The following is a 16366-nucleotide window of genomic DNA, read 5'->3' as shown; positions in this document are numbered from 1 at the left end:
GCTACGACCGGCCGCCCCCAGAGCCCGCCTCCCCGGGCGGCGGAGGGTTGGCGGCCCGCGCGCGGGGGGAGGCGTGGGCAGGACGCAGTCGCAGCCTGACAGGGAGCTCCTCGATGCCGGACCACGAGCACGCGCGCGTGACACCCGTGACCTACACCGCGGGGCTGCTGACCGCGCCGGACGGCGTACCCGTCGCCACCTACACCTGGCAGCCCCGCGACGGCAGGCCCCGCGCCTTCGTCCAGATCGCCCACGGAGCCGCCGAACACGCCCTGCGCTACGACCGGTTCGCCCGCCACCTCACCGCGCACGGCTACGGCGTGGTGGCCTCCGATCACCGGGGCCACGGGGCGACGGCCCAGGCCACGGGCGGCTACGGGGTCGCGGCGGCGGGGGAGACATCCGATGATTGGCCCGACGCATGGCGGGCGATCGTGGACGACCTCAAGGCCGTCGGCGACCAGGTCCGCAGCCTCCACCCCGGCACCCCCGTGGTGCTGTTCGGGCACAGCCTCGGCTCGATGCTCGCCCGGGACCACGCCCAGGAGTACCCCGACGGGCTCGCGGGCCTCATCCTGTCCGGCACGTTCCGCTCGCTGCCCCGCGCCGAGACCGAGTCGGCGCTCGCGCGGCTGCGGGCCGAGGTCGCCGCTGGCGGGCGGGCGGCCCGCTCGTCCTTCGTCGCGGAGCTGTTCGCCGCGTTCAACGACGCCTACCCGTACCGCACCGGCTTCGAGTGGCTCTCGCGCGACGAAGCCGAGGTCGACGCGTACGTCGCCGACGAGCGCTGCGGCTTCCCGTTCTCGGCGGGGCTCTCGCTGGACTGGGTGCGCGCCGTCCGCAAGATCAACGATCCGCGGCAGCTCGCCCGCATCCCCGCGGACCTGCCCGTCCACGTCGCCGTCGGCACGGAGGACCCCTGCCATCAGGGCATGACGCTCGTCTACGAGCTCCTGGAGGACCTCCGCTACGCGGGCGTGCGCGACCTCGGCTGGAAGGCGTACGACGGTGCGCGGCACGAGATCCTGAACGAGACCGACCGGGACGAGGTGCAGCGCGACCTCACGGACTGGCTGGACGCGCGCGTGGGGTGAGCAAGGCCTCGGCGGGTGGCTGTCAGTGGCGTTGGCTACCGTTCGTTCCATGGTCAACGCCGACGACGTACGCCGTACCGCCCTCGCTCTGCCGGACACGACGGAGAAGATCGCCTGGAGCATGCCGACCTTCCGGGTCGCGGGGAAGATGTTCGCCACGCTCCCCGAGGACGAGACGTCCATCGCCGTGCGCTGTCCGAAGGTGGAGCGGGACGAGCTGGTGCTGGCGGAGCCCGAGAAGTTCTGGATCGCCGAGCACGAGGCGTCCTTCGCGTGGGTGCGGGTGCGGCTCGCCGCGCTCGACGAGCCGGAGCTCGGGGACATCCTCGCCGACTCCTGGCGCCAGGCCGCGCCCACGCGCCTCCTTGAGGCCCACCCGGGGCTGGGGGTGCCCGCCGAGTAGCCCTGCCGGGGGCTTCCCCAAGCCCGCCCCTTCCCGAAACTGGGGGCTCCGCCCCCAGACCCCCGCTCCTCAAACGCCGGAGGGGCTGAAAACACAGCCGCGAGCGGCACCATTCAGCCCGTCCGGCGTTTGAGGACGAGGCGCGGAGCGCCGAAAAACGGGGGCACGGGGGCGGAGCCCCCGGATCGGGAAGGGGCGGGTCAGGGGCGCCCCGCGAGGTCAGGCCAGGAAGCCGGTGACGCGGGCGCGTAGGGAGGCCGGGTCCAGGCCGTGGGCGCGGAGGTGCTCGTCCTGGCGGCCGTAGCGCCGCAGCTCGGCCCGGCCGACGCCGAGCCCCAGGACCCGGTGCGGCACATCGACGAGCGCGTCGTTCGCGGCGGCCGTCGACGTCCCGGCGAGGTAGGGCTCGACGAGGACGACGTCGGCGGTGCCCGCCCCGACGGCCCGGCGCAGCGCGTCCCCGTCGAAGGGCCGCACCGTCGTCGCGTACAGGACGGTGACGTCGAGGCCCTCCGTCGCCGCGAGGACGTGGTCGAGCAGCGGCCCGACGGCGACGACGACGCCCCCGCGCCCCTCGCGCACGGTGAGGAAGCGCCTGCCGTCCACGGGCATCGGCGCCGCGTTGGACTGCGTGGACAGCCGTACGTAGGCCTTGTCGTCCGCGGGTGCCGCCCCGGCCCCCGGGCCCACGGCGTGCCGCAGGAGCACCTCGGCCTCGTCCGGGTGGCCCGGGACGTGCACGGCCCAGCCGTCCAGGGTGTCGAGGACCCCGACGTCGCCCGGCGCCATGTGCGTGAAGCCGCCCTCGGGCCAGTCGAAGGACGCCGCCGCGCTGACGAGGACCCCGCCCACGCCCTGGTGCCCGAAGTCGAGCTTGATCTGCTCGAAGGGCCGCTCCACGAGGAAGCTCGCGAAGGTGTGCACGACGGGCCTGAGGCCCGCGAGCGCCAGGCCCGCGCCCGCGCCCACGAGCAGCTGCTCGCGGATCCCGACGTTGATCACCCGGTCCGGGTGTGCGCGCATCGCGTCCTTGAAGGCGTCGACGCCGATCTCGGCGAGGACGACGGCGACGCGCGGGTCCTCGTCGAGCAGCCGGGACATGACGGGGGCGAAACGGTCTCGCATGGTGTCCATGGGGGAGGGGTCCTTCCGGGAGGGGGCGGGTGCGGGGCGGTGGCGCGGGGGTCAGGCGGACTTGGGCTCGCCCGCGAACTCCTTGGGCTCGACGCGGGCCACGACCACGTGCGGGCGCCCCGGGTGCGGCGCGGTGAAGGCCGCGTACAGGGCGTCGTGGTCACGGCCGTCGACGGTCACGGCGGACCAGCCCGCGGCCTCGAAGCGGGCGGCGATGCCGCCGGGGCGCGCGTAGGTGGCGGAGGCGTTGTCGATCACGAGCGTGTGCAGCCGCTCCAGGCCCGCGGGCCCGGCGTAGGCGATGGCCTCGTGGTTGCTGCCCTCGTCCAGCTCGGCGTCCCCGACGAGCACCCACACGTGCGGGTCCGTGAGCCCGCGCGCCGTCAGGCCGAGGGCGGTGCCGACCGCGAGGGGCAGGCCGTGCCCCAGGGAGCCGCTGCCGATCTCGGCGCCCGGCACGAGGACCCGGTCCGGGTGGTGCCCGAGCGGTGAGTCGTACCCGCCGAAGCCCTCCAGCCAGTCCACGGGCAGGAAGCCCTTGGCGGCGAGGACCGCGTAGTAGGCCATCGGCCCGTGGCCCTTGGACAGCAGGAAGCGGTCGCGCCCCGGGTCGTCCACGCCCTCGGGTGTGACCCGCAGCACACGGTCGTAGAGGACCCAGAGCGCGTCGAGCGTGGACGTCGCCGCGGGGCCGTGCTTCTCGTCGCCCGTCATCAGGCCCATCAGGCCGGGGAGGTCCGCGTACGTGTAGGTGCGTGCCGTTGTCGTCGTCATGCCGACGAGCCTGCAACCTCAAGCAGGCTTGAAGTCAAGGAGGAAAGGTGGGAGCGATCATCGGCCGGAGTGCGGTATGGTTTCGGTGCGCGTTCGGCCAGGGGAAAGCCCAGGTCAGCGGGTAACGGGACGTGGCGCAGCTTGGTAGCGCACTTGACTGGGGGTCAAGGGGTCGCAGGTTCAAATCCTGTCGTCCCGACCAGCTTCACAGCGGGTCGAAGGCCGTTTTCGCAGCGATGCGGAAGCGGCCTTTTGTCGTGCCCGCTTGTCGTGCCCGCGGCGCCGGGCCAGGGCCCGCCAAGGCGGTAGCGCCCCGGCCGGGCGCCGCGCGTGGCGCGCGTCACGTCAGCTTCGGCATCTCGCCCTCGGTCGTCGCCAGGTCGATGACGGAGAACGCGGCACCCTGCGGATCGGCCACCGTCGCGAAGCGGCCGAACGGCGAGGACATCGGCCCGAAGAGCAGTCGGCCCCCGCTCCGCTTCACCAGGTCCACGGCCGCGTCGCAGTCGTCGACGCCGAAGTACACGTTCACGTGCGGCGGCACCTCGGCCGGCGCCTCCGGCGGCATCTTCATGCGCCCCACGACCGGCCGCCCTTCGAGCTGCCAGACGTGGAAGTCGACGTGCTCGTCCTCCATGCGCTTGACCTCGAAGGGGAAGACCGCGGGGAAGAAGGCGTCCGCCTTCTCCGCCTCCCGCGTCGTGACCTCCGCCCAGCAGAACGCGCCCGGGGCGCCCACGAGCTCGAAGCCCCGGTGGCTGCCCGGCTGCCACACGCTGAAGTACACGCCGCTCGGATCCTGCGCCGTGGTCATGGTGCCGAAGTCGCCGACGGGCATCGGCTCCATCACGAGGGTGCCGCCGTGGTCGCGGATCCTGCCCGCGGCGGCGGCGATGTCCGGCGTCTCGAAGTACAGGTTCCAGGCGGGCGGCTGCCCGGCCATGTCCGGCATCTGCGGCATCACCGCCGCCGCGGCCTTGCCGTCCTTGTACGCCTGCGTATAGCCGCCGAACTCGGCCGACCCCTCCGCGAAGGTCCAGCCGAACAGTTCGCCGTAGAAGTCCTTGGCCGCCCCGATGTCGGGGAACATGGCGTCCGCCCAGCACGGGGTGCCCTCAGGGTTCGTGGACATGGTGCTCCGACCTCCCGCCCCCCTGGGATGGGACAGCGCGCTCCGGGCGCGAGGCGGCGCGCCCCGCGCCCGCAGCCCGCGCTCCCCTCCACGCTAGGCCCAGGAGCGACAACCGGCCAACGGCCGGGACGTGTGTGTGCCCTGCACACGGCCGGGGACGGGCCACCGGCGGAGCGCCGGGCACCGGCCGCCTCCCCAGTGCAATGATTCGAAAGCTTGCGCGTGGTGCCACAATGGTGCGACGATGGCGCCATGGAACTCACGCGGTACGTCGACCATCTGCGGCAGGAGCTCGCCGCGGCGGTCGAGGCGGGCGACGAGGAGACGCGCGACCTCGCGGGACGGCTGGTCGCACCGCTGGCTTCCGCCGTACGACTCACGCTGCTCGATGCCTTGTCGACCGCCGTGGACGAGATCACCCGCGACATGGCGCCGGGGTCCGTCGAGATCCGCCTGCGCGGCCTGGATCCGACCTTCGTGGTCAAGCTGCCCCCGCAGGACCGTTTCTTCGGTGGGGAGGACGACCGGGACCACGACCGTGGGCACACGGGTGTGGTGCCATCCTTGGTGTCACTGGCGCCACTGACGGCGAACGGGGACGAGGGGGCGACATCACGCATCAACTTCCGGCCGCCGGAGCACCTCAAGGCGAGGATCGAGGAGGCCGCGGGCCGGGAGCAACTGTCGGTCAACGCCTGGCTGGTCCGGGCGGTGTCCGCGACGCTGGAGCACGACGACCGCGGCCGTCGGGCCGACCGGCGCGTCCCGCACGGCGCTCCGGCGAGCGCCCAGCGCTTCACGGGCTGGGTGAACTGACCCGGTGACGCGCGGCCGAGCGGTACCGTGCCCGGTTCGACCCCGGCACGGGCCGCGTCCCTAGAAGCTTCGGCCCGCTGTGCTGCCGCGCGGCGGACCGATCCAGCGGCCCTGGAGACCGACCTCCCCCGGCGGTTTCCAGGGCCGCACCCTTCCGGCGTGGGCCGGTGCACTGATTATGCACGCCGTTCCTGTGAACTCGGCCGCGCGGCGCCCTTGTTCGGAAATCCGCCGGGCTCTCCCGCGTCATCGCGGAGTGGCTTCTCCGTGAACTGCCGACGCCATGCTCCCATTTCGGCCAGGCCCCGCACTGAGGCATATCCATCGAGGCGCCGTCGTATGCCGCTCCGCTGCGCCGAGTTCGGTGTTCGGCGTACGCGCATATGTCCTTGAGCGGGGCTTCAATTGCGGAGCGGAACGTGGCGTTAGAGGGGCAACGCTGTCAACGTGGCCACCGGGAAATTCCACTTAACGAACGGAAACGGGAAGGCGGCGAGCGGACCGCGAGGAGGGCTAGCGGTCCGCCAAGTGCAACCGTTCCCGGCCGTTCTGCGGCAGGGGCGTCGGGCAGCACGGAAGGTGTCGCGGGACGGGCCGATGCGTGAGCCGCTGATACGTGTACGCGGCCGAAACCAAGGTCATGTGGTGATACCAGCCGGGGAACGAACGGCCCTCGAAGTCGAGGAGGCCGAAGTGCCGCTCCATGCCCGCGACGGCCGCGGTGGTGCCGTGACGACGCGTGGCCAGTGAGGCAACGTTGTCGAGGCGGCGATGCGTGAGGCTGGTGAGCCACATGACCCCTTGGCCGCCTTCGGGGAGCACTTCGGTGAAGAGCCTATAGGGGTATTCCGGGGTGGCCCCGGCCCGCGCACCCGGCATCCGTACCAGGATCGACTGGACCATCAGCTCCTGCTGGCGGCCGTCCGGGGCGGTCACCAGGACGGTCTCGGTGTTGCCCTGCGAGACATGGGTCCGCGCGCTGACCGGCTCCGGGCCGTTGGGGGTGCGCTCGCCGACGGGCAGGACCTTCAGGTGCGGGGGGACGGCGACGACGAAGTCGCGGGCGCGCAGGCTGAGACCGCGCAGGAAGAGCGCGACGTCGGGGTCGTCGCTCATGTCGGCGACCACCGGCGCGGTCGTCGGCTCGGTCCTGGCCTCCAGGGTGTCGACCAGGTCCAGGGCCTGCGCCCACAGCGGGCGGTGGGACACCTCGTCGGGGATCCGGGCGCGGCGGCGCAGCTGCGGGTCCTCGGTCCAGGCAGCGGGCAGCAGCAGCCGCCATTCGACCGGGACCTGGAGGGCACCGATGCAGAGGAACGCGCCGAGACCGAGCTGGCAGTTGAGGGTGCGGCCGGTGGCCGGGTCGAAGTAGCGGTGCACGCCCACGGAGCGGTCGCCGCGCTTGGGCAGCACCGCACGGCCGATCGCCCAGGTGGGAGCGGGTCCGTGGCCCTCCGCCCAGCGGGTCAGCTCGTGCATCACCGGCTCCCAGTCCCAGGGGCTGAGGCTCACGAACTGGCGCAGGGACTGCACCGCGGTGGGAGAGGCCGAGACGGCTCCGGCCAGGCGGCGCACCGACTTCTTGCCGGGAGTGATGAGCAGCCCCGCCAGATAGGCGCCGGCCCAGCGGCGCTGGTCCGCGCGGCGCAGGTTCTGGAAGACCTGGTCGGTGAAGTCGCTGAAAGGTGACGCGAGATGGGGGTCGGGTACCTCGCTGACCGGAGTCGATAGTGGCAATGCGCAGGGCACAACCATGTTGCAATCCCTCCCGGACATCCCTGAGCGGCGGCTGCCGAGCGTTGAGTCTAGGATCCGAGAGCGCCGCGCACCATCTTGCTGCGGGCGTGACAGATGTGACAACCACGGCTGCAAATTGGGGCGTAGACGCCTCTTCGGGGCACTCGGCACGTCGGCGGACCGCCCGCGCCCGAGCCCTCCGCCGCGGTGTCGCGCGGTCGACGGCCGCCCCGGTCACGAGCCGGGCGGAATGTCGCTTGCCGATTCCACTGGTCCTGGCCACCCTCGCCCGCGCGGCGGAATTCATGATTCCGACATCGGGCGATCGCCCGGGCGCCTCCGCCGCGCTCCGCTTCCCCCCTTTCACCTCCCGGGTCGCCGGAGAGCTCGAACTCCGCATGACCCTTCTCGTAGTTGCTCTCGGCGGGCGCCGGTGGCGCGGTGACGCCAGGGATCGCGTTAAGGGCGTTAAGAATCCGTATGGATAATGCTAGTGTTCCCTGACGAGCCCGAGATTCCGCTACAGCGCACAAGTGGTGAGGGTCGGCACTGTTTGCCATGGCTGAGCCAGCAAACTTGAGGACTCGCCCCGTCCTCCCGTGTGCCCCCTTCTCGTGTGCAACTGTTTGCCCGTCGTGGATTTGGCTCAATTCTTGCCTTGACTGGCGGAAGATAATCGCCAATGCGGTCCCCGCGAGTGCCGCGGAGAGATCCACGCCACCCATGACAGGGATAGCGAAGTTGGGCTAGCTTGTTCGAACTTCGAAAAGTCGCGACGAGCGACGGCCTCTTCCTTGAATCTCCAACAGGTGCCGGGTTCTACTCGGGTAGGCCTTTGGAAGAGACCACTGCGAATCCGGGTCGTCGGGACCGACGGGGGACACGTCGGGACCGACGGGATGGAACGGAGTGGTCCAGGCGAACGGGGCGAGTAGTTGAACGGGGCGAGTAGTTGATGTACGTATCCACACACATGCCGACTGAATGCCTTCCGCGCAGCCTTGAAGGGTGCGCCGAACGGCCGGACCTGCCCGTGCTCAGCGCCGGAGGCCGCCTCGGCTAGAGGCTGCCTGACGGCGGGATGCGCGCGTGGCCACCCCGACAGGTCCATCCGTCCGTCGACGGAACGATGACGACCTGCCGCGGAGAGCGGCTCGAACGAGCTTTCATCCGGCCGATCGGCTGTGATCGATTGGCATGCCTGTGCCTCGCGTTGTGCGACGGCGACCGATCCCCAGGGGATCTTGGACATGGCTGCCAAGCCCGCATGGCTTTTTCCCGATCGAACGCGGTCCGTTATGCCCGCGTTCGTTCGAAGTTCATTCACATGGAGGCATGATGACGAACCAGGTCAGCGACCTCGAGGGCTCGAAGGTTGTGCTGTTCCGTAGAAACGCGAATTCCGTCCCGCGGCAGCGCCGAGTGGACGAGCGTCGTGGCCAGGTACTGACGACGAAGGTGGGCCTCCAAATGCCCGCCGGGCTGACCTTCGAGGACTGGGAGCGGGCCGGACGCCAGCTCTCCGGGATTGTGAACTCCTCTTCCTGGTGGCTGGGGGACTGGCTGGTATACGGCAAGGACCACTACACCGACCGCTATCAGCGCGGAATTCGCGCGGCGGGGCTGCAGTACCAGACGCTGCGCAACTACGCGTGGGTTTCGCGGCGTTTCGACTTCAGCCGTCGGCGCGCGGCGCTGAGCTTCCAGCACCACGCCGAACTGGCGTCCCTGCCGGTCGACGAGCAGGAGCTGTGGCTCGACCGCGCGGAGCAGCTGCAGTGGACCACCAAGCAGCTGCGCAGCGCGATCCGCATGGCGCGCGAGGACGAGGTGCGCGACGGCACGCCGACCCCTGAGACGATGCGGCGCCTCGCGGTGCCGGGCAGTCGGCTCCAGTGGTGGCACAAGGCCGCCGAGCAGTCGGGCATCGACTTCGAACAGTGGGTGCTCGCGACGCTCGACAACGCCGCCGAGCGCGCCCTGGAGGAGGAAGAGGAGCAGGAGAAGGCGGGCATCAGCGCCTGATCCGACGCACCACCACGCGCGTAGGGCCCGCACCCGGGAGGGTGCGGGCCCTACGCGCGTGCGCCGACGCTGTCGGGTGCGGTCAGCCGTGGTGCCATGGCTGACCGCACCCGACAGCCGCGTACAGGTCGCGCGCACGTCTCACGTCGTGCGCGCGACTCCCGTGCGCGGCGGTGGGTGCCGACGGTACGGGCCCCTCGGGCCCGTGAGTGTGGCGGGCGCTGCCCGTACCGTCGGCCGTATTTCGGGGGCGGAACCTCAGGGCAGCTTGCTCATGAGGCTCGCCGTCGCCTGGTACCGGGTGCACTCACGCTCGCCGAACGAACGGCGCACCCGCTCCTGCACCTCGTCCGGCTGCTCCTGGCTGAGCTTGAACATGCCCTCGGCGCTGGTCACCCTGAATTGGAAGGCGCCCACGGCGGGCACGATCTTCCGGAAGTACTCCAACGATTCGGACATGTCCCAGCCGTCACCGAAGGCGCCTTCATAGGCCCGCACCGTCGCCTTCACGACGTCCAGGGTGTTCTCGATGCCCTCGATCTTCTCGACGACGCCGTGCACATGGACGGAGGTGAAGTTCCATGTCGGCGCGGCCGGCGTCACGTCGTAGACCGTCGGGGAAACGTAGCCGTGCGGTCCGGTGAACGTCAGCAGGTTCACGGTGCCCGACTCGAGCGCCTTCCAGTGCGGGTTCGCCCGGTTCATATGGCCGAGCAGCCGGCCGCCCGAGAGGTCATCGGACCATTCCCCGTTCCACTCCGGATCCCGGATTACCGGCAGATGCGTGGCGAACGGACCCGCTTCCGCGGTGCCGTTGCTCACGAACAGGGCCAGGGGATTGCCGTGGATCAGGTCAACCATCCATGAACTGTCCGGTTGGCGGTACTGGCTCGGAACAAACATCCGGAGCTCACCCTTTCGTTGAAATCACTCACGGTGCGGCGCGCCAAGTCGCCGACGTTACCCACGCTTCGCGTGGCACGACCCGAATTGGGGACGAGCGGCTCGGCTGTCCTGTCGACGGGACAGCGGTGCCCGGCCAGCCGCGGCCGCCGGGGCCTCTTGAAAGGTCCGCCCGGCCCCTCTAAGTTGGCGTGGCGGTGTTCTCCAGCGCAATACTCAATGCGTGTTCTTCCGGACCACCGGTCGAGATGTTCGAGACCATCAGCCGCACTTCAGAAACGACAGTTGACAGCATTTCCGGCCGAGGTCCTCTCGGGCAACCGCAGCACTGAAACCTCAGCGATTACGCGGAAGTCCCTGTCGAAGCTACACCAGCGGGAGATTATCTATGGGTACTCGTGAACACGAGATATACGACATCGTTGGCATCGGGTTCGGCCCGTCCAACCTGTCCCTGGCCATCGCCCTGGAGGAACACCAGAACAACGCGTCGGGCCGGCCGGTCAAGGCCGCCTTCTTCGAGCGCCAGGCGGCCTTCGGCTGGCACCGCAACATGCTGCTTCCCCAGGCGACGATGCAGATTTCGTTCCTGAAGGACCTGGCCACTTTCCGTAATCCCGTGTCGCGGTACAGCTTCGTGTCGTACCTGCACGCCTCGAACCGCCTCGTGCAGTTCGTGAACAACCAGGACTTCTTCCCGACCCGCCAGGAGTTCCACCAGTACCTGGAATGGGCCGAGTCGAACTTCAGCGACCGCGTCACCTACAACTCGGAAGTCACCGACATCCGCCTTCCCGAGGACGCGGGAACGGGCCCCGAGCAGTATCTCGAAATCACGGTCCGGGACACCGCGAGCGGCGCGGCCCGCGTCGTGCGGGCCCACAACGTCGCCGTCTCGACGGGCCTCGTGCCGCGCATGCCCGAGGGCATGGAGCGCGACGAACGCGTCTGGCACAGCTCGGAGTTCCTGGCGAAGTACGGCCGGATGGACCCGCAGGAGCTGCGGAACGTGGCGGTGGTCGGCGCCGGGCAGAGCGCGGCCGAGATCACCAAGTACCTGCACGACATGCTGCCGCACGCGCAGGTGTCGGCGATCCTCCCGTCGTACGGCTACTCCGTGGCCGACGACACGCCCTTCGCCAACCAGGTGTTCGACCCGGACGCGGTCGACCACTACTACTTCGGCAGCGAGACGACGCGTGACGCGTTCTGGCGCTACCACAAGAACACGAACTACTCCGTCGTCGACGACGACGTGATCCGTGAGCTGTTCCGGCGCTCCTACGAGGAAGAGGTCGCGGGCGAGAAGCGCCTGCACTTCCTGAACCTGACCCGGGTCAAGGAAGTGAAGCGCTCCGGCGGCGACACCCGCGTCGTGCTGCACTCGCTGCTGGGCGGCGAGGCCCAGCAGGAGATCGACGTCGACGCGCTCGTCTTCGCCACCGGCTACGAGGGCATGGACCCCACGAACCTGCTCGGCGACCTCGACCGCCTCTGCCGCCGCGACGCGCAGGGCCGCCACCAGGTGGAGCGCGACTACCGCGTGGTCACCGAGCCAGGTCTGTCCTGCGGCATCTACCTCCAGGGCGGCACCGAGCACACCCACGGCCTGACCTCGTCGCTCCTGTCGAACATCGCCATCCGCAGCGGTGAGATCGCCGACTCCATCGTCGAGCGCCGCGCCGAGCCGGCCCGGGTCGGCAGCGAGGCCTAGGCGCCCGCAGGGTCCCTCCGCACCCGCTCCGCACCGCGGCCCGTCAGCCCTCCGGCTGGCGGGCCGTACGCGTACGAAGAGGAATACGGGTACGGGGTCGTCGGTGCCCGGCGCGGACCCGGTCAGGGCGGACAAGGGGCAGCCGAGGGGCAGACGAGAGGGCCCCGGCACCGTTCCCGGCGTCGGGGCCCTCAGGGGTGCGCGGAGCGCGTCACGCAGCCTTGTCCGCCGCCATGGCGTCGCGGAGGCTCTTGGGACGCAGGTCGGTCCAGTTCTGCTCCACGTAGTCCAGGCACTCCTGGCGGCTCGCCTCACCGAACGTGACCCGCCAGCCGGCGGGCACCTCGGCGAAGGACGGCCACAGCGAGTGCTGCTCCTCGTCGTTCACCAGGATGTAGAACCGGCCGTCCGCGTCGTCGAACGGGTTGCTGCTCATAGTCACTCCAATTCGAAAGGTCTGGTCACCGGCCGGACAGGTCCTCGGGCCCCGCGGAATCCGTCTGCCGCGGTGCACCGGCGAAGGAGAAACCCCCCGGCGGGCCGGGGCCCGCCGCCGCGGCCAAGCCGTCCGCGGGCCGGGTACCGGCTCCGCCATTGTCGTTCGCTGCGGCCCCGGCGTCCAGATCCGCCCGTCTCCGGGGAATTGCCGGGGACCGTCCCGGGACGATACTGCGCCGACGGGAAATCCGTATCGACGCCGGGGTGAAAAGTCAGGCGCGAATCCGGACCGCCCCGGCCCCCACCACTACGGAGACCGGCGGGGCCGCCGCCGCTATGGCACCCGCCGCTCGCCGCACGTCCTGTGGACAGGACAGCGCACCGGTGCCGCGCGCCGGAATCGCGGGTAGTTTGTTGCGAGCCGCCGGTCGGTCCCGCCCGACGCTCCGCGCACTTCCCCGAAGCCCGTCGGCGAGCCGCGCGACCAGTCAGCGGGCGGGCAACGCAAAGGAACCGGCAGCACGTTGTTGAGTTTCGACGCCGAGCCGTCGGAGTCGTCAGAATCGAGGAATGGGGCGGCGTCGACCAGGCAATGTCAGGGCCGTGGTCGACGCCCTTGCCAATGGCCCCCCTCGGCCTTCCCGGGAAGCCGGGAACTTCCGCTTGAGGAGAAGCAGAGCCATGAGCGTCACGGCACCACGAGGTTTTTCGGCCGCAGGCGTCGCGGCCGGAATCAAAAGCAATGGAAATCCTGATCTGGCCCTCGTCGTGAACAACGGCCCGTGCCGGGCCGCAGCCGGTGTCTTCACCGCGAACCGGGTGAAGGCCGCCCCCGTGGTGTGGAGCGAACAGGTCATCAGGGGCGGCACCGTGAGCGCCGTCATCCTCAATTCCGGCGGGGCCAACGCCTGCACGGGCGCACCCGGATTCCAGGACACGCGGGCCACGGCCGAGAAGGTCGCCGAGGTCCTCGAAGGGCACCGCGCCGGAGAGGTCGCGGTGGCCTCCACCGGACTCATCGGCACCCGGCTTCCGATGGACCGGCTCCTGCCGGGCGTCGAGACCGCGGCGGCCGCCCTGTCGCAGGACGGCGGCGAGCAGGCCGCCATCGCCATCAAGACGACCGACAGCGTGCACAAGACGGCCGTCTTCGAGGGCGAGGGCTGGACCGTCGGCGGCATGGCCAAGGGCGCGGGCATGCTCGCCCCGGGCCTCGCCACCATGCTGGTCGTCCTCACCACGGACGCCGACCTGGAGCGCAAGACCCTGGACCGGGCGCTGCGCGAGGCGACCCGGCTCACCTTCGACCGGGTCGACTCCGACGGCTGCATGTCCACCAACGACACCGTGCTGCTGCTCGCGTCCGGCGCCTCCGGGAAGACCCCGGGCTACGCCGCGTTCGCCGAGGCGGTCCGCGCCGTGTGCGAGGACCTGGCCAGGCAGTTGATCGGCGACGCCGAGGGCGCCAGCAAGGACATCCGCATCGACGTGGTCAACGCGGCCACCGAGGACGACGCGGTGGAGGCCGGGCGGTCCATCGCCCGCAACAACCTCCTCAAGTGCGCCATCCACGGCGAGGATCCCAACTGGGGCCGCGTCCTGTCGGCCATCGGCACCACCGGCGCCGCCTTCGAGCCCGACCGGCTGAACGTCGCCATCAACGGCGTGTGGGTCTGCAAGGACGGTTCGATCGGCGCGGACCGCGACGGCGTGGACATGAGCGGCCGTGAGGTCGTCATCACCGCGGACCTCGCGGCGGGCACCGAGGCGGCCACCCTGTGGGCGAACGACCTGACGGCCGAGTACGTCCACGAGAACAGCGCGTACTCGTCATGAGGAGCGCCACCCACGAACACCCCGCACTGGTGAAGGCGCAGTCCGTGATGGACGCGCTGCCCTGGCTGAACCGCCACCAAGGCAAGATCTGCGTCATCAAGTTCGGCGGCAACGCCATGGTCGACGACGAGCTGAAGGCCGCCTTCGCCCACGACGTCGTCTTCCTGCGGCACGCCGGGCTCAAGCCCGTCGTCGTCCACGGCGGCGGCCCCCAGATCAGCGCCGCGCTGCGGCTGCACGGCATCCCGAGCGAGTTCAAGGAGGGCCTGCGGGTCACCTCGCCGGAGGCCATGGACGTCGTCCGCATGGTCCTCGCCGGACAGGTGCAGCGCGAGCTCGTCGGGCTCATCAACCAGCACGGACCGCTCGCCGTCGGCCTGACCGGCGAGGACGCCGACACCATCACGGCGACCAAGCACCGGCCGAAGAACGAGGACGGCGAGCGCGTCGACATCGGCCGGGTCGGCGAAATCGTCGGGGTCAACCCCGGCGCGGTCGAGGCGCTGCTCGACGACGGCCGCATCCCGGTGATCTCGCCCATCGCCCGCAGCGTCGACGACGAGTACGTCTACAACGTGAACGCCGACACCGCCGCCGCCGGGGTCGCCGCCGCCCTCAACGCGCACACGCTGGTGTTCCTCACCGACGTCGAGGGCCTGTACCGGGACTGGCCGGACAGCGACGAGGTCATCAGCAGGCTCAGCGCGAGCGAGCTGGAGAAGATCCTGCCCGATCTGCACGACGGCATGGTGCCGAAGATGGCCGGGTGCCTGCACGCGGTCCGCAACGGCGTGGGCAGCGCGCGCGTGATAGACGGCCGCGTCCAGCACTCGGTGCTCCTGGAGATGTTCACGCGCGAGGAGATCGGCACCCTCGTCATGCCGGACATCGAGGAGGGCTTGCGATGATCGGGGCCGAAGGACGACGGCGACCCGCCCCCGCGACCCGGGGCGACGGGCGCCGCCGCACGAGGGCCGCGACGGGCGCGGCCGTGGAAGAGGGGACGCGATGAGCGAGGACATAGGCGACGCCGGACGCGCGGCCGGGACCGGCACGGGCGGGCAGGCGGCGGCGCTCACCGAGCGCTGGCAGGCGTCGTTGATGGACAACTACGGCACGCCGCGGGTGCCGCTGGTGCGCGGCGAGGGCGCCGCGTTCTGGGACGCGGACGGCAAGAAGTACCTGGACTTCCTCGGCGGCATCGCCGTGAACTCCCTGGGCACCGCGCACCCGGCCGTGGTCCGCGCCGTCAGTGAGCAGATCGCCCGGCTCGGCCACGTGTCGAACCTGTTCATCGCCGAGCCGCCGGTGCTGCTCGCCGAGCGGCTGCTCCGCCTCACGGGCCGCTCCGGCCGGGTGTTCTTCTCGAACTCCGGCGCCGAGGCCAACGAGGCGGCCTTCAAGATCGGCAGGCTCACCGGCCGCCGCCGGATGGTCGCCACCGAGGGCGGCTTCCACGGCCGCACCATGGGCGCGCTCGCGCTGACCGGGCAGCCCGCCAAGCGCACGGCCTTCGAGCCGCTGCCCGGCGAGGTCACCCACGTGCCCTTCGGTGACGCCGAGGCGCTGCGCGCCGCCGTCGACGCCGACACCGCGCTCGTCGTCATCGAGCCGATCCAGGGCGAGAACGGCGTCGTCGTGCCGCCGCCCGGCTATCTCGCGGCGGCCCGCGAGATCACCCGTGCCGCCGGGGCGCTGCTCGTCCTCGACGAGGTGCAGACCGGCATCGGCCGCACCGGGCACTGGTTCGAGTGCCAGGCGCAGGGCGTCGAGCCGGACGTCCTCACGCTCGCCAAGGGGCTCGGCGGGGGGCTGCCGATCGGGGCGACGCTCGCCTTCGGCCCGGCCGCGGACCTGCTGTCGCCCGGCGCGCACGGCACCACGTTCGGCGGCAACCCCGTCGCGTGCGCCGCCGCGCTCGCCGTCCTCGACACGATCCACGGCGACGGCCTCCTCGACCACGTCAAGCGCCAGGGAGAGGCGCTGCGCCAGGGCATCGAGGCGCTCGGCGACCCGCTGGTGGACCGGGTCCGCGGGGCCGGGCTGCTGCTCGGCATCGTGCTGACCGAGCCGCTCGCCGCGCAGGTGCAGCAGGCGGCCCAGGACGCGGGCCTCCTGGTGAACGCCGTCGGGGCCGACACGATCCGGCTCGCCCCGCCGCTGATCGTGGGCGAGGACGAGGTGACCGCGTTCCTGCGCGCCCTGCCCGGCGTCCTTGAGCGGGCGCGGCGCGGCGCCACGCGCTGACCGACAGCCGACCCAGGCCGCTCGCCATCGGCGGGCGGCCTTCCGGCGATCCGGAACGGCCTCCGTCGCACCCACTGGCGCCTACCAGGCGTCGGCGCGCGCCAGTATCGGCT

The 16366-nt window shown here is 71.0% G+C and carries 14 protein-coding genes and 1 tRNA gene; 9 read left to right on the top strand and 6 right to left on the bottom strand.

Features of this window, described 5'->3' with window-relative positions; all coding sequences use genetic code 11:
• Positions 1–113 precede the first annotated feature (113 nt).
• Together ACIG3E_RS31490 and ACIG3E_RS31485 are read left to right on the top strand one after the other, a co-directional pair.
• Positions 114–1094, top strand: a complete 981-nt coding sequence (locus ACIG3E_RS31490) for an alpha/beta fold hydrolase (protein WP_399622966.1) — start codon at positions 114–116, stop codon at positions 1092–1094.
• 49 nt (positions 1095–1143) lie between these two features.
• Positions 1144–1497, top strand: coding sequence for an MmcQ/YjbR family DNA-binding protein (locus ACIG3E_RS31485; protein WP_399622965.1), 354 nt, complete (start codon positions 1144–1146; stop codon positions 1495–1497).
• Positions 1498–1716: 219 nt separating this feature from the next.
• Here the strand turns inward: ACIG3E_RS31485 and ACIG3E_RS31480 are convergent, their stop codons facing one another.
• Both ACIG3E_RS31480 and ACIG3E_RS31475 read right to left on the bottom strand, forming a co-directional pair.
• Positions 1717–2631, bottom strand: coding sequence for a transketolase (locus ACIG3E_RS31480; RefSeq protein ID WP_399622964.1), 915 nt, complete (start codon positions 2629–2631; stop codon positions 1717–1719).
• 51 nt (positions 2632–2682) lie between these two features.
• Positions 2683–3405, bottom strand: a complete 723-nt coding sequence (locus tag ACIG3E_RS31475; RefSeq protein WP_399622963.1) for a transketolase — start codon at positions 3403–3405, stop codon at positions 2683–2685.
• Positions 3406–3530: 125 nt separating this feature from the next.
• Here ACIG3E_RS31475 and ACIG3E_RS31470 point away from each other — a divergent pair.
• Positions 3531–3607: transfer RNA gene (locus tag ACIG3E_RS31470), tRNA-Pro, on the top strand.
• Between the two features lie 138 nt (positions 3608–3745).
• On the opposite strand, the gene ACIG3E_RS31465 is transcribed toward ACIG3E_RS31470, so the two are convergent.
• Positions 3746–4537 carry a VOC family protein gene (locus ACIG3E_RS31465; protein ID WP_399622962.1) on the bottom strand — a complete coding sequence of 264 codons (792 nt, stop codon included), beginning with the start codon at positions 4535–4537 and terminating at the stop codon, positions 3746–3748.
• Between the two features lie 252 nt (positions 4538–4789).
• Here ACIG3E_RS31465 and ACIG3E_RS31460 point away from each other — a divergent pair, with 252 nt between their 5' ends.
• Positions 4790–5353 (top strand): hypothetical protein, encoded by a 564-nt coding sequence (locus ACIG3E_RS31460; RefSeq protein ID WP_399622961.1) that lies wholly within the window; start codon positions 4790–4792, stop codon positions 5351–5353.
• 513 nt (positions 5354–5866) lie between these two features.
• Here ACIG3E_RS31460 and ACIG3E_RS31455 read toward each other — a convergent pair.
• Positions 5867–7090 carry an IS701 family transposase gene (locus ACIG3E_RS31455; protein ID WP_399622960.1) on the bottom strand — a complete coding sequence of 408 codons (1224 nt, stop codon included), beginning with the start codon at positions 7088–7090 and terminating at the stop codon, positions 5867–5869.
• A gap of 1335 nt (positions 7091–8425) precedes the next feature.
• On the opposite strand from ACIG3E_RS31455, the gene ACIG3E_RS31450 reads away from it, so the two are divergent.
• On the top strand, positions 8426–9115 hold the full coding sequence (locus ACIG3E_RS31450; protein ID WP_030688264.1) for an LmbU family transcriptional regulator: 690 nt from the start codon (positions 8426–8428) through the stop codon (positions 9113–9115).
• A gap of 258 nt (positions 9116–9373) precedes the next feature.
• Here ACIG3E_RS31450 and ACIG3E_RS31445 read toward each other — a convergent pair whose 3' ends face one another.
• Entirely contained in the window at positions 9374–10018 is a 645-nt protein-coding gene (locus ACIG3E_RS31445; protein WP_399622959.1) for an FMN-binding negative transcriptional regulator, read from the bottom strand.
• Positions 10019–10406: 388 nt separating this feature from the next.
• On the opposite strand from ACIG3E_RS31445, the gene ACIG3E_RS31440 reads away from it, so the two are divergent.
• Entirely contained in the window at positions 10407–11732 is a 1326-nt protein-coding gene (locus ACIG3E_RS31440; RefSeq protein ID WP_399622958.1) for a lysine N(6)-hydroxylase/L-ornithine N(5)-oxygenase family protein, read from the top strand.
• A 211-nt stretch (positions 11733–11943) separates the two neighbouring features.
• Here ACIG3E_RS31440 and ACIG3E_RS31435 read toward each other — a convergent pair whose 3' ends face one another.
• On the bottom strand, positions 11944–12168 hold the full coding sequence (locus tag ACIG3E_RS31435; protein WP_138962850.1) for an MbtH family protein: 225 nt from the start codon (positions 12166–12168) through the stop codon (positions 11944–11946).
• Positions 12169–12851: 683 nt separating this feature from the next.
• Here ACIG3E_RS31435 and argJ point away from each other — a divergent pair.
• The 3 genes from argJ (at position 12852) to ACIG3E_RS31420 (ending at position 16253) form a co-directional block, all read left to right on the top strand.
• On the top strand, positions 12852–14006 hold the full coding sequence (argJ, locus tag ACIG3E_RS31430) for a bifunctional glutamate N-acetyltransferase/amino-acid acetyltransferase ArgJ (protein WP_399622957.1): 1155 nt from the start codon (positions 12852–12854) through the stop codon (positions 14004–14006).
• On the top strand, positions 14003–14914 hold the full coding sequence (gene argB, locus ACIG3E_RS31425) for an acetylglutamate kinase (RefSeq protein WP_399622956.1): 912 nt from the start codon (positions 14003–14005) through the stop codon (positions 14912–14914). Before argJ ends, argB begins: the two co-directional genes overlap by 4 nt.
• Positions 14915–15014: 100 nt before the next feature.
• Positions 15015–16253, top strand: a complete 1239-nt coding sequence (locus ACIG3E_RS31420) for an acetylornithine transaminase (RefSeq protein ID WP_399622955.1) — start codon at positions 15015–15017, stop codon at positions 16251–16253.
• Positions 16254–16366: the final 113 nt, after the last annotated feature.

It is taken from the genome of Streptomyces sp. NPDC053474 (genome assembly GCF_044544845.1).
GTDB lineage: Bacteria > Actinomycetota > Actinomycetes > Streptomycetales > Streptomycetaceae > Streptomyces.
Note: the sequence above shows the minus strand (reverse complement) of the source record. Positions and strands in the feature narration are given on the sequence as shown.